This is a genomic window from Shewanella inventionis (genome assembly GCF_019931735.1).
In the GTDB taxonomy this organism is placed as follows: Bacteria; Pseudomonadota; Gammaproteobacteria; order Enterobacterales; family Shewanellaceae; genus Shewanella; species Shewanella inventionis.
Map to the genome: position 1 here is coordinate 16553 of NZ_CP082926.1, position 12783 is coordinate 29335.

12 protein-coding genes are annotated in these 12783 nt (G+C 42.9%); 9 read left to right on the plus strand and 3 right to left on the minus strand.

What is annotated here, in order from left to right:
* Positions 1-9: 9 nt before the first annotated feature.
* The 3 genes from yjjG to K8B83_RS00100 form a co-directional block, all read right to left on the minus strand.
* On the minus strand, positions 10-702 hold the full coding sequence (gene yjjG / locus K8B83_RS00090) for a pyrimidine 5'-nucleotidase (RefSeq protein WP_188735724.1): 693 nt from the start codon (positions 700-702) through the stop codon (positions 10-12).
* A 38-nt stretch (positions 703-740) separates the two neighbouring features.
* Positions 741-1808 (minus strand): phosphotransferase enzyme family protein, encoded by a 1068-nt coding sequence (locus K8B83_RS00095; RefSeq protein ID WP_223418857.1) that lies wholly within the window; start codon positions 1806-1808, stop codon positions 741-743.
* A 70-nt stretch (positions 1809-1878) separates the two neighbouring features.
* Positions 1879-3171, minus strand: coding sequence for a hypothetical protein (locus K8B83_RS00100; protein WP_223418859.1), 1293 nt, complete (start codon positions 3169-3171; stop codon positions 1879-1881).
* A gap of 364 nt (positions 3172-3535) precedes the next feature.
* On the opposite strand from K8B83_RS00100, the gene gmk reads away from it, so the two are divergent.
* The 9 genes from gmk (at position 3536) to K8B83_RS00145 (ending at position 12739) form a co-directional block, all read left to right on the plus strand.
* Entirely contained in the window at positions 3536-4159 is a 624-nt protein-coding gene (gene gmk, locus K8B83_RS00105; RefSeq protein ID WP_223418861.1) for a guanylate kinase, read from the plus strand.
* 60 nt (positions 4160-4219) lie between these two features.
* Positions 4220-4498 carry a DNA-directed RNA polymerase subunit omega gene (gene rpoZ / locus K8B83_RS00110; protein ID WP_188735731.1) on the plus strand — a complete coding sequence of 93 codons (279 nt, stop codon included), beginning with the start codon at positions 4220-4222 and terminating at the stop codon, positions 4496-4498.
* 13 nt (positions 4499-4511) lie between these two features.
* The gene (spoT, locus tag K8B83_RS00115; RefSeq protein ID WP_188735732.1) at positions 4512-6620 is read left to right on the plus strand and encodes a bifunctional GTP diphosphokinase/guanosine-3',5'-bis pyrophosphate 3'-pyrophosphohydrolase; all 2109 of its coding nucleotides are present in this window, start codon (positions 4512-4514) and stop codon (positions 6618-6620) included.
* A 28-nt stretch (positions 6621-6648) separates the two neighbouring features.
* On the plus strand, positions 6649-7032 hold the full coding sequence (locus tag K8B83_RS00120; RefSeq protein ID WP_223418863.1) for a RidA family protein: 384 nt from the start codon (positions 6649-6651) through the stop codon (positions 7030-7032).
* A 376-nt stretch (positions 7033-7408) separates the two neighbouring features.
* Positions 7409-9064: an AMP-binding protein gene (locus K8B83_RS00125; RefSeq protein WP_223418865.1), complete on the plus strand. Its 1656-nt coding sequence runs from the start codon at positions 7409-7411 to the stop codon at positions 9062-9064.
* A gap of 141 nt (positions 9065-9205) precedes the next feature.
* Positions 9206-10135 (plus strand): calcium/sodium antiporter, encoded by a 930-nt coding sequence (locus K8B83_RS00130; protein WP_188735739.1) that lies wholly within the window; start codon positions 9206-9208, stop codon positions 10133-10135.
* A 170-nt stretch (positions 10136-10305) separates the two neighbouring features.
* Positions 10306-10986 (plus strand): tetratricopeptide repeat protein, encoded by a 681-nt coding sequence (locus K8B83_RS00135; RefSeq protein WP_188735741.1) that lies wholly within the window; start codon positions 10306-10308, stop codon positions 10984-10986.
* Between the two features lie 65 nt (positions 10987-11051).
* Positions 11052-12143, plus strand: coding sequence for a histidine kinase (locus K8B83_RS00140; protein ID WP_223418867.1), 1092 nt, complete (start codon positions 11052-11054; stop codon positions 12141-12143).
* On the plus strand, positions 12140-12739 hold the full coding sequence (locus tag K8B83_RS00145) for a response regulator transcription factor (protein ID WP_223418869.1): 600 nt from the start codon (positions 12140-12142) through the stop codon (positions 12737-12739). The genes K8B83_RS00140 and K8B83_RS00145 overlap by 4 nt, the downstream gene beginning before the upstream one ends.
* Positions 12740-12783 lie beyond the last annotated feature (44 nt).

The window sequence follows — 12783 nt, forward strand, 5'->3', positions numbered from 1 at the left end:
TGATCATTTTTATTGCTGTAGTAGCAATTGATGCAACTCCGTTAGCGTTTTAACCTGATAACTCGGGGCGATGTCATCACTCACAGCTTCACCATGATGATTTAACCAGCAGGTATCTATGCCAGCTTTATTACCGCCTAAAATATCTGAATGAAGATTGTCACCAACCATTAATACCTGATGCTTTTCAGGCTCACCCATTAAACTAAAAGCATGATTAAAGATGGCAATATCTGGTTTTGCTTTGCCTATTTGCTCAGAAATAACCACAGGGCTAAACGCATGTTCAAAGCCTGTCTTACTTAAACGTACACTCTGTAACTCGGTAAAGCCGTTGGTAATAATACCTAAATTCACTCGCCCAATAAGTGAATCAACTAATTCACGCGCCCCAGGCAAAGGCTGACAAATATCAGCCATGGCAGTTAAAAAATGACTATTTAACTCTTGCGGGGTTACAGAAAGCTTATGGGCCCATTCATTAAAACGAGTATGTTGCAAATGAGCCGCCGTAATTACCCCATTTTGATAATCAACCCATAAGGGTTTATTAACTTGTTGATAGCGATCAAAATCGTCAGTATTAAAATCAATATCAAAACGAGAAAACATTAACTTTAAACCTGAAAAAGCATCAAAATGAAATAATGTTTCGTCAGCATCAAATAAAATCCATTTATACTTACTGAGCAAATTAGGCATCCATACAAACCTTACTTTTATATGATATTCGTAGCGAATTAGTTAAACAATGTAATGAGTTGTGCTTGTTGTTTAACTAAACTTTGATAAATGGTTAACTGATTAATTGCGCGGTCTAAATTGTGCTGTGAATGCTCGGTTGCAAAATACACATCACCAGTTAAATAGTCTGTTAAAAAGCGCGCGCCGAGCATTAAAGACATCACCTTAATACCGAGCCATAAACTTTGTTTTTCTAATGGTGTAATGATCCCATTTAACGCTTCAAGATATGCCTTAGTTGCTATCGTGATAATTTCTGGGCGTGCATAAACATGATTTAGAAGGGTTGAATCCTCTGGCTCCGGGGAGCAAAATGCCCTGACCATATCACCAAAATCATACATTAAATAACCCGACATGCAGGTATCTAAATCAATAATGGCCATACTGGACATATCACGTTTATCAAATAACATATTATTGATTTTAGTGTCATTGTGACAAATACGTTTCGGCAATTTAGTTTCAAAGTCGGCCAACTGCGCTAACACTTCTGTTTGTGACAAAGCATATTCAGCCCATGGTTGACAAGTCGCCAATCGTCCACAGAGATCGCTATCAGCAGATTGCCTTAATTGCGCTAGGCGCTGAGGTAAATTTAAAAAATTAGGGATAACATCAACCACGCTGTCAGTATGCATGTCGCTGAGCGCTGAAGCAAAATGGCCAAAAGCGTAAGCTGCCACTTCTGCTTGCTGCGCAATAGTCACAACATCAATGGTATGGCTATATTCTAAATAGTCGATTGCACGCCAAAAGCCTTGCTCGCCAAGATCAAGCCCTAACAAGCCACTCTCTGTCAATACGGGACTAATAACCTGCATGGCATACTGTTTTTCTTTGCGTTTAGACAACAAATGACGGCTAATATTAGCGCTATTGTTAACAACTGCGTCAGGCATAGTAAATATGGCGGTATTAAGCTTTTGTAACACAACTTTCTTGGTTGGGTTTGCAACCAAGAACGTGTGATTGATATGTCCATTACCCAGAGGGGTAATGGTTGTATCTGCTGAATAAAAACCAAACTGAGGCACCACAACCTGCCTAATAAACGCTATCAATCCATTGTCCCTAATCACAATAAATGGTCATTATTGCTACGGCTTTATGTTACTTGCCACAGCACTTTTATTACTGACTTAATAAGCTTTCAAACTGAGGGTTTTGCATCAATGCAGCCTGGCTGCCTTTTAAACTAAATTCATAACCACACAACTTAAAACTTCCACGCAGTGCCACGTTATTCACCATGACATTTTTATCTAACGGAGAAAACCTTGCCTCAGTAGCGCCATCGGCTAATAAATCAACAGTAAGCGGCCTAAATTGGCTGCCATCATTAAATGCTAAATGGGCACATGTTTGATCGCCAACCGCACTGGCTAAACGCCACAAGTTTTGTGCATCTCCAGCATCACCAAGCCAGCGTAAAATAAGCACATCACCTTCTAACGCTAACCAAAAACCGTCTGGCAGCTTAACCATTTGTCGAGTCATTGATACAGGTTCAATGACACCTTGTGTCATTTCTGCATCGATGTCGTCGGAATCAGAGCTAGAAATGGCATTAACTAAGGCCATCACAAGATAAATTAATGCACAGGCGATGCCGATAGCAGCAATAATTTTTCCCGCCAATATCAACTTAAGTTGGTGCAGTTTCGCAACATTAATCCATGATTTAGCCAATTCGGTTATCGAGCCAGACTTCAGTGCATCTTGGTCAACATATAAAGGCTGATGAACGCGCTCACGAGTTGCGGCAAACAAACCGGTACTCAGATCGTCATCAACATGATGGGCCAAATGTGGCTCATTAGGTAAGTCATCCTCTGCATCTTCAATATCGTCAGGGTCGACATCTACCGTTGAGTGCATAGTAGGCGCTGATGATTGATCGGCCTTATTGTCACGCTCAACATGTGGCGTTAACTCATGCCCAAAAGAGTTCGATGAGGCATCTGTTAGCGGTGAAGAATGCTGCCCTTTAATAACGGGATCTTGTCGCTGATGCATTGAATTTGAAGTAGCACTAACAACCAAATTGGGGCCGTTGTAACCAAGCTCGTATTGAATGTTATTTTTACTCGGCAAAAAGCTTAAATAGGCACCACAGGCTAACCCAAATAAAAAAAGCCCTGCTAATGCGCCAAATGGCGCCATAAAATATGCTGAAACACCAAAAATGAATACAGGCAGTATGCAAACAGTCACAAGCTTAATGGTTTTGTTAGCGTCATATAAGCGGCGAATTGCAGATAAGCCGACAATAGGTAAAGACACTAGCGTGAAGATTAAAATGATAATACTTGCAGGAAACACCATCGCTGCGAGGCTCAATAACGCAAACGCTGCAAATACAATGACCATTAACCTTAGACCTGTGTCACGACCTTCGTGGCACAGCAGGGTTTTTACTAACATCAAACATTCCTATGTTGGTTTACTGAGTAAATTGATAAAACAGTGTTATTAGTACAGATTATTAACCTTACAGTGCATCCGAGCTTGCACATAAAGCGTTTATTGGCGTAGAAAAACAACACCATAAATAACCATTTCACACAACAGCGCAAAGCCTACAGAATTTATCTTATAAAGCCAGATCCAATGCATGTTTTAAGCAATTATTTTATCGAAATAATGCCCTATTACCCATCAAAATTATGTCTTGGGGTTATCACACTGTCCAGGTAACACTCTGGCGCCTAATAGCCCTAGCATAACCTTACTATTAGCGAGTATAATATTAAGCTTTCTTAATGAATAATCGGATGAAAGCCAATTTATGAGCACTCGTGGAAATCTTTTTATTGTGTCCGCACCCAGCGGTGCAGGTAAATCGTCACTTATCTCGGCACTTTTAAAAGATAAACCCAGCGATAAACAGGTTTCAGTGTCACATACCACCCGCCAACCTCGCCCAGGCGAAATCGACGGACAACACTATCATTTTGTGAGTGTTGAGCAATTTAAAGCGCTTATTGCACAGAATGCATTTATCGAATGGGCAGAAGTATTCGGTAATTTTTATGGCACATCTAAAACCGTAATAGAGCAAACCCTCGCACAAGGTATTGATGTATTTTTAGATATCGACTGGCAAGGCGCAGAGCAAGTCAAAAAGCTAATGCCTTATGCCATAGGGGTATTTATTTTACCGCCTTCAAAGGCTGAATTAGAGCGACGTTTAACTGGCCGAGGCCAAGACAGCCAAGCAGTTATCGACTCACGTATGGCGCAGGCCGTATCAGAAATGTCGCACTATTCACAATATGAATTTGTAATAGTAAACGATGACTTTGATAGTGCACTGGCGGATTTAAGCGCAATTATTCGCAGCCAAAGGCTAACCTGTGCTAGTCAGCAGCATACCCACAATGATATGCTTGTTGATCTCTTGGCAGATTAATTGTCATAGTGTACAATTTTGCGTCATTTTTTCCCATAGATAACACTGGAGTTTCAACACATGGCTCGCGTAACTGTAGAAGACGCCGTAAACAAAATCGGCAACCGTTTTGATATGATCCTGGTTGCAGCGCGTCGCGCACGCCAAATCGCTGTGCAAGGTAAAGATCCTATGGTTGAGGAGATGAATGACAAGCCAACGGTTATCGCATTGCGCGAAATCGAACTTGGTTTGGTCACCTCAAACACATTAGATGCTGACGAACGCCAAACTGTTCGTGAACGTGAAGCTGCTGAAATCGCCGCAGTTGCAGCCATTGCAGAAGGCCGCGTAATTTAAGGAGTAGCGCCACTTGTATCTGTTTGAAGGTCTAAAAGAGTCAGCTTCCAGCTACTTAGAGCCGGAGCAAGTCGAATTACTCAAGCAGGCCTATTTGGTTGCGCGTGATGCCCACGAAGGGCAAATGCGCACAAGTGGCGAGCCTTACATTACCCATCCAGTTGCGGTTAGCCGCATCCTGGCAGACATGCGTCTCGATCACGAGTCGCTTATGGCTGCCCTGCTCCACGACACCATAGAAGACACCCCCGTCACTAAAGAAGAGCTCACCGAGTTGTTTGGTATTACAGTTGCGGAGCTTGTCGAAGGTGTATCTAAGCTTGACAAAATCAAGTTTCGCGACAAAAAAGAAGCTCAAGCGGAAAACTTCCGCAAAATGATGATGGCAATGACTCAAGATATACGAGTGATCCTCATTAAGTTAGCTGACCGCACACATAATATGCGAACCCTTGGGGCGCTTCGCCCAGACAAGCGTCGTCGTATTGCTCGTGAAACCTTAGAAATTTATGCCCCGATTGCAAACCGTTTGGGTATTCATAACATCAAAATCGAACTTGAAGACTTAGGTTTTCAAGCATATTACCCTATGCGCCACAGGGTAATACGCGATGTGGTTAAAGCTGCTAGGGGCAATCGAAAAGAGCTGATCAACAGTATCGAATCAGCAATCGCTTCTCGCCTAGAAGAAGCCGGGATCCCGGCAAAAGTCAAAGGTCGCGAAAAAAACCTCTATTCTATTTACCGCAAGATGCGCAGCAAAGAGTTGCAATTCCAAGAAGTGATGGACATCTACGCCTTTAGAATTATCGTCGACTCTATTGACACTAGCTACCGCGTACTTGGCGCTATGCATGGCCTATATAAACCTCGGCCAGGTCGCTTTAAAGACTATATTGCCATTCCAAAGGCAAACGGCTATCAATCATTACACACCTCTTTATTTGGCCCCCATGCCGTTCCAGTTGAAGTGCAAATTCGCACCGAAGAAATGGATCAAATGGCCGACAAAGGGGTTGCAGCGCATTGGATGTATAAAAATAACACCGATGCTTCTAAGCAAAACACAACCCAGGTACGTGCACATAAATGGATGCAAAGCCTGCTTGAACTACAGCAAAGTGCTAGTAGTTCATTTGAGTTTGTTGAAAACGTTAAGACCGAACTCTTCCCAGAAGAAATCTACGTCTTTACCCCTGAAGGTCGCATTCTAGAATTACCTGTTAACTCAACCGCAGTCGACTTTGCCTACGAAGTGCACACCGACGTGGGTAACTCATGCGTTGGTGCACGCGTTAATCGTCAAGCATACCCATTAAGCCAACCGCTTATTTCTGGCCAAACAGTTGAAATTATTACCGCCAAAGGCGCGCGACCAAACGCAGCATGGCTCAATTTTGTGGTCACGGGTAAGGCTCGCGGTAAAATTCGTCAGGTATTAAAGAGCCTTAAAGGTGATAATGCCATCGCACTGGGTAAACGCTTATTAAATCATGCGTTAGGTGATACAAAACTTGAGAGCATTCCGCCAGAATTACTCGACAAAGTCATTAAAGAAACCAAACATACCTCGCTCAACTCACTGTTGGCAGACATTGGCTTAGGCAATGCCATGAGCATAGTGATTGCTCAGCGATTAGTTGGCGAACAATTTGACTCGCATGATAACAACAAAGAAAAACCACAAATGCCAATCCGTGGCGCAGAGGGCATGCTAGTCACTTACGCTAACTGCTGTCGTCCAATCCCCGGGGATGCAGTGATCGCTCATGTGAGTCCAGGTAAAGGCCTAGTGGTGCACATGGAGAGTTGTGCCAATATTCGTGGTTATCAAGGCGAGCCAGACAAATACATTTCGGTGCACTGGGATAACGTAGAGGGCGTTGAATATCAAGCCAACTTGCGGGTTGAAATTGTCAACCACCATGGTGCATTAGCTAAAATTACGTCAATTATTGCCTCGGCTGGGTCTAATATTCACAACCTCAGCACAGAAGAGCGTGATGGCCGTGTGTATTTGATTAATTTACGAATTTCAGTGAAAGATCGTGTCCACCTGGCCAATGTTATGCGCCGGATCCGCGTGTTGCCAGAAGTACTGCGCACATCGCGTAATCGTTAATTACTATAAATGATAAGAGAGTACCCAAATGGCTGAAAAAATTATCATCGCTACCGACAAAGCCCCGCAGGCAATTGGCACTTATTCACAAGCAGTAAAAGTAGGCAGTACTGTTTATCTATCAGGGCAAATCCCATTAGATCCAAAAACCATGACCATGGTAAGCGATGATTTTTCTGAGCAAGTTATACAAGTATTCGAAAATTTAACCGCTGTGTGCGAAGCCGCGGGCGGAAAAATGAGTGATATCGTTAAGCTCAATATCTTCTTAACCGATTTATCTCACTTTGCCACTGTAAATGACATTATGAGCCGTTACTTTCAACAACCATACCCTGCTCGTGCCGCGATTGGTGTAAAAGAGTTACCAAAAGGGTCTCTGGTTGAGATGGATGGCATCATGGAAATATAAGTACGAAGGTACATTATTTTCATCAGGCGCCTAGGGCGCCTTTTTTATAGCTCATTCATTTTTGTAGAGTAAATGCTCAACACCTATTGTTTATTCAACAGATTCTGCTAACGTAACTAAAGCGTGATCCTGCACGCAGAGTGTGCAAACGGTTTGCGCCAGCGCACAAAAATCGCCATACTAAAGTGATTCAGTCATGTCGTAAAAAGATAATAACGTTAATCAAGACAAGCTGTAAGGCTCATAATCTCATTAATGTACACGGGTCACTATGCCCGTATCAGCGTACCTGAAAGTGATAAAACATGGGGATGTTTTTAACGATTCAGTTGATAGTATTAAAACCCAAATAACTATAAAGAAAATGGAAGTGTCGATGGAAAATTTAATTAAAACTCCCGTTGAGATGCTGTCTCACTGGGTAGATACACAAGGTGATAAAGTTTACCTTCGCCAGCCAATTGGCGGCAAATATGTTGATTTCACCTGGCGCGAAGTTCAACAAAAAATGCAACAAATTGCAGGTTCACTTCGCCACCTTGGTTTAGAACGTGGCGACAAAATTGCGGTTTTGTCCAAAAACTGTGCCGAATGGTTTATTGTCGACTTAGCCCTCATGTACGGTGGATACATTAGTGTACCTATTTACCCTACCGCCAATGCCGAAACCATCCGTTACGTGCTTGAACACAGTGGCGCCAAAGCCATTTTTACCGGCAAACTTGATCATTGGGCCGAGCAAGAAACCGCAGTAGGCGGTGAAATCCTGCGTTTAGCCATGCCATACGACACTATGCCAGCCCAATATCATTGGGAACAATTATTAAAACTCGGACAACCGCTTGTAGAAGAAGCACTACCCACAACAGACCAGGTGATGACACTGATTTATACATCTGGCTCCACAGGTAAACCTAAAGGTGCGATACAAACTTTTGCCAGCTATGGTTGGGCTTGTGAAGCCGTCATTCGCGACTTAAAAACCAATACGGCCGACAGATTACTCTCTTATTTACCGCTTGCACACATCACTGAGCGTGTCGCAATAGAAGGCTCATCTTTCTATTCTGGAGCAACCGTTTCTTTTGTTGAATCTCTCGACTCATTTGTTGACGATATTCAGCGCTGCCGCCCTACCGTATTTTTCTCAGTGCCGCGTTTATGGACAGTGTTCCAGTTAAATATCATTAATAAAATTGGCGAGAAAAAACTCAACACTTTACTCAAACTGCCCATTATTAGCAGCATAGTGAAACGTAAAATTAAAAAAGGGCTTGGGTTAGATCAATCTCGCTTAAACGGTTCAGGTTCTGCACCCATTCCACCATCGTTACTTGAGTGGTACAACCGTATCGGAATCGATATCTGTGAGGCGTGGGGTATGACAGAAAACTGCGCATACTCAATCATTAATTATCCATTTAATGCCAAAAAAATTGGTACTGTTGGGCGTCCAGTTGAAGGTTGCTTAGTGCGTCAATCTGAACAAGGTGAGCTGTTAGTTAAAAGCCCAGGTTTAATGAGCGGCTACTACTTACAAGAAGAAGCCACCGCCGCCGCATTTACAGAAGACGGGTTTTTCCATACTGGCGATTTATGCGAAATTGACGAAGACGGCTATATCGACATTACTGGTCGAGTTAAAGATAACTTCAAAACCTCAAAAGGTAAGTATGTCGCCCCAGTTCCCATTGAGCGTAAATTAGCTCAAGACTCGCATATTGAATTAATCTGCGTGATCGGTTCAGGCTTACCTCATCCGGTGGCACTAGTTCAATTGTCTGAAGGCTCTAAATTACAGCCTCGTGAAGAAGTAAGAACGTCATTAAAAGAAACCCTCGACAGCGTTAATCCTCACTTAGAATCACACGAGCATGTTGATGCTATTGTGGTTGTTAACGACGAGTGGAATATCGAGAATGATGTATTAACACCAACATTAAAAATTAAGCGTCATGTGCTTGAAAAAGCCTTCAGCGCAAAAGTTGAAGGTGTACGCGGAGCCAAAGTTCGTTGGGAAGATGAATTGTAATTTGCAATCATTTTTTATTGCTAAATGAGAAAAAAATACACGCTACACAGCGTGTATTTTTTTGACATATTCTGTCATTATAGCCGCACTTAATTAGGCTGTACTAATGTGGTACCGCTTGACTTCACAAGGCAGAAAAACATGTTCATTGCGTTATCGATTATTGGCGGTTTTATTATTTTAACCTTTGGAGCAGAAGCGTTAGTGCGCGGAGCAAGCGCTGTGGCACTTCGTTTAGGGATTGCCCCGCTCATCATAGGGTTAACCATTGTTGCATTTGGTACAAGTGCGCCAGAACTCGCAGTAAGCGTTAAATCAGCGCTTGCAGGTAATCCCGGTATTGCACTGGGCAACGTAGTGGGGTCTAACATCGTTAACATCGGGCTTATTTTAGCCATAACCGCACTTATCCGCCCGATTACCGTGCAATCACAAATGGTTAAACGCGATATTCCTATCATGATCGCTGCATCGATTTTGGTGTGGTTTTTATTACTTGATGGCGATGTCAGTTTTATTGATGGTGCTATTTTATTTAGCCTACTCATCGGTTACTTGGGCTTTAGTTATGTTAGCTCAAAAAACAGCCCTGAAGAGTTAGACATTGATGCCACGCCACAAAACCCGCTAATTTCAATACTACTAATTGCAGTAGGTATTGCCATGTTAGTGGGTGGCGGTATTTTGTTTGTTGATGGAGCAGTTGATTTAGCTAAACAATTTGGTATTAGCGAAGTGATTATTGGCTTAACGATTGTGGCGATTGGCACAAGTATGCCTGAGCTGGTCACCTCGGTGATGGCTGCGTTAAAAGGTCAAAGCGACATCGCCATTGGTAACGTTGTTGGCTCAAACATCTTTAATATTTTAGGCATACTCGGTGCCACTGCGCTTATTCATCCTGTTTCGGGTGCAGGTTTTAACGAGATTGATTTTATTGCCATGTTAATTTTTGCCATTATGGTTTTGCCATTTGCTTGGAGTGGTTTACGTATTGGCCGACGTGAAGGTGGTGTATTACTCGCGGGATATATTGGCTATACCAGCTACTTAGTTATGCAAGTGGTTTAATCCATCAAATATTGAGCGAACCCAATAAGGCCAACAACAATGTTGGCCTTTTTTGGCTCCAAAATGACATTTGTCACCCTTTATTGGTGACCTTTGTGCCTGACAATCAAATCTGTGTTTCTCCATACTAACCTGACTCCCACATATCAGGGACAACCAAGGAGAGCACCATGAAAACACTACTATTAATTACCAGCCTTAGTTTAGTTAGCCACCACAGCCTTGCCGATATCAAGGAGATTGATGCCGCAGCCAACACCATGAACATGAATCAACTCGCGCAATATAGCCAAAACACCAGCGACTATGAACAGGCCTACGCGTTCTATCGATTAGCCATCACAGCTAATATTAGTGGCCAACGTAAGCAGGCTGGGGATTCGTTAAACGAAGCGCAAAAAGCCTTAGAAAACTTACTCGACGCACAAACAACCGCTGACTCACAAGCATTACTGGCTGCGGTATATGGCATGCAAATCGCGTTAGATAACAGCAAAGGAACTGAGTACGGTATGAAAACTGCCACACTATTGCAGCAAGCCACAGCGTTAGAGCCCAACAACCCAAGAGTGAGCTTAGTCAAAGCAATCAATGCCTTTTACACTCCGAGCGTATTTGGCGGCGGACTAGAAAAGGCACAAAACTTAGCAAGCCAGGCAATTACACTTTACGACCTACCTTGCGACACCATTTGTTGGGGTCATGCAGAAGCCTACACATGGCGCGGCTTAGCAAAGCAAGAACAAGGGGACATAAGTGGGGCATTACAAGATTGGCAACATGCAATCGATATCGATCCACAATACGGCTGGGCTAAATATCTATTAAGCCAACAAGCTGTAACGCAGTAATGCCTTACGTATTTGGCTTGAGTTAACGCGCAGTTACTCTATGATTAACTGCGCTAGGAGGCACAATGACAACTTGCTTACCCATAAAAAAAGAAAAAAGCTACGAACAAAAAATAGCTTGGGTTTACTTATTAAACCTTGGGTTTTACTTTATTCCACTGTACTTTATGGATGAACAGTGGCTAAAAATATTTTTTGCTATTGCACTGCTTATCCCTTTTGTTGTTGGCTACTTTTGGGCATATAGCAGTACAAAAGAGCACGCATTCAAACCTATTCTATTAATGCTCTCCATTGCCATCGTGTCGGGGTTTCTCACAAGCGGCGCCATGTCTTTATTCAGTTTTTGTTGTTTCTTTATCGGTTTTTTCTACTCCTTGCGCACCGCGATATTAAGCTATATAGGTATCAGTTTGCTGCTATTCGCTATCAATATTATCGTGGGGTATTCTGGTTACTTTTTTACTTTTTACGGGATGGGGATCTGCCTAGGTGTGGGTGTTTTTGGGATTGTTGAGCAAAATCGTCAACGCATTAAGCGCCAACAAAAACAGTCTAAAGATGAAATATCTCACCTCGCCACAGCACTTGAGCGCGAACGCATAGCCCGTGATTTACACGACGTTATGGGCCATCATTTAGCCTCTATCGCACTTAAAACAGAACTCGCTGATAAACTCATAAGCGCAGGTAAAACTGACATGGCCCAACAACAAATCAACCAAGTGAGCCAAATAACCCGCGACTGCTTAAGCCAAATTAGACAAACCGTCACCAACTACAAACATCAAGGCCTGAGCCAAACCCTAAATACGCTATCACAAACCCTGAGAGACAAATCCATTGAGGTTAATATTGAAGGCCAGTGGCCAACGTTAAACAACCTCACAGAATCACAATTGTGTTTGATGTTAACCGAATTAGTTAACAATACCGTTAAGCACAGCAAAGCAGACCAATGCACTATTGCTTTTCAATCTACGCCGCAAAGCATGGTAGTCAGCTATATCGAAAACAGTGCCGTTGATACCCTCATAAAAGGTAACGGACTAAACGGAATAACAGAACGAGCAGCGTTATTAGATGCCAAAGTGCAGTATCAATTAGGCCCCCACTTTACGGTTACCATTACTTTGCCAGTAACAGAGACACAATGAATATTTTATTAGCAGAAGATCAAGCCATGGTCCGTGGAGCGCTTGCAGCCCTACTCACATTGGCCGTTGATAACATCACTATCACTGAGGTCGAAGACGGTGATAAAGCCCTCGCCATGCTTAAATCTCAGCACTACGATTTATTATTAACCGACATAGAAATGCCCGGAAAGTCAGGTTTAGAACTTAGCCAATGGCTGCAGCAACAAACTTGCTCAACAAAAGTGATTATCCTCACAACCTTTGGCAGAGCTGGTTATATAAAGCGAGCATTAGAATACGGTGTCAGTGGTTTTTTATTAAAAGATGCCCCCTCAGATGAGCTTATCAGCACCATAAAACAAGTAATGGCTGGTAAACGCGTCATTGATCCTGAACTGGCGTTTAGCGCAATAGGTGAACTTGATCCGCTTAACGATAAAGAGCGTCGAGCGCTTCGCCTTGCAAGTGAAGGGCTGTCTACGGCTGATATTGCCAGCAAATTGTTTATTGCCGAAGGTACTGTACGTAACTATTTATCTGAAGCCATCAACAAACTTAACGCCAGTAATCGAATCGATGCCGCAAGGATCGCTAAGCAAAAGGGGTGGTTGTAATCATGGTTAACATATTGCCTTGTGAGCAAACTCTGCTAAGATAA

Excerpts from the sequence above, each read along its gene's own strand:
- K8B83_RS00125 (WP_223418865.1), top strand. The coding sequence starts at position 7,409 with ATGGAAAATTTAATTAAAACTCCCGTTGAGATGCTGTCTCACTGGGTA.
- gmk (WP_223418861.1), top strand. The coding sequence starts at position 3,536 with ATGAGCACTCGTGGAAATCTTTTTATTGTGTCCGCACCCAGCGGTGCA.
- yjjG (WP_188735724.1), bottom strand. The coding sequence starts at position 702 with ATGCCTAATTTGCTCAGTAAGTATAAATGGATTTTATTTGATGCTGAC.
- K8B83_RS00140 (WP_223418867.1), top strand. The coding sequence starts at position 11,052 with ATGACAACTTGCTTACCCATAAAAAAAGAAAAAAGCTACGAACAAAAA.
- K8B83_RS00130 (WP_188735739.1), top strand. The coding sequence starts at position 9,206 with ATGTTCATTGCGTTATCGATTATTGGCGGTTTTATTATTTTAACCTTT.
- K8B83_RS00120 (WP_223418863.1), top strand. The coding sequence starts at position 6,649 with ATGGCTGAAAAAATTATCATCGCTACCGACAAAGCCCCGCAGGCAATT.
- K8B83_RS00135 (WP_188735741.1), top strand. The coding sequence starts at position 10,306 with ATGAAAACACTACTATTAATTACCAGCCTTAGTTTAGTTAGCCACCAC.
- rpoZ (WP_188735731.1), top strand. The coding sequence starts at position 4,220 with ATGGCTCGCGTAACTGTAGAAGACGCCGTAAACAAAATCGGCAACCGT.
- K8B83_RS00100 (WP_223418859.1), bottom strand. The coding sequence starts at position 3,171 with ATGTTAGTAAAAACCCTGCTGTGCCACGAAGGTCGTGACACAGGTCTA.
- K8B83_RS00145 (WP_223418869.1), top strand. The coding sequence starts at position 12,140 with ATGAATATTTTATTAGCAGAAGATCAAGCCATGGTCCGTGGAGCGCTT.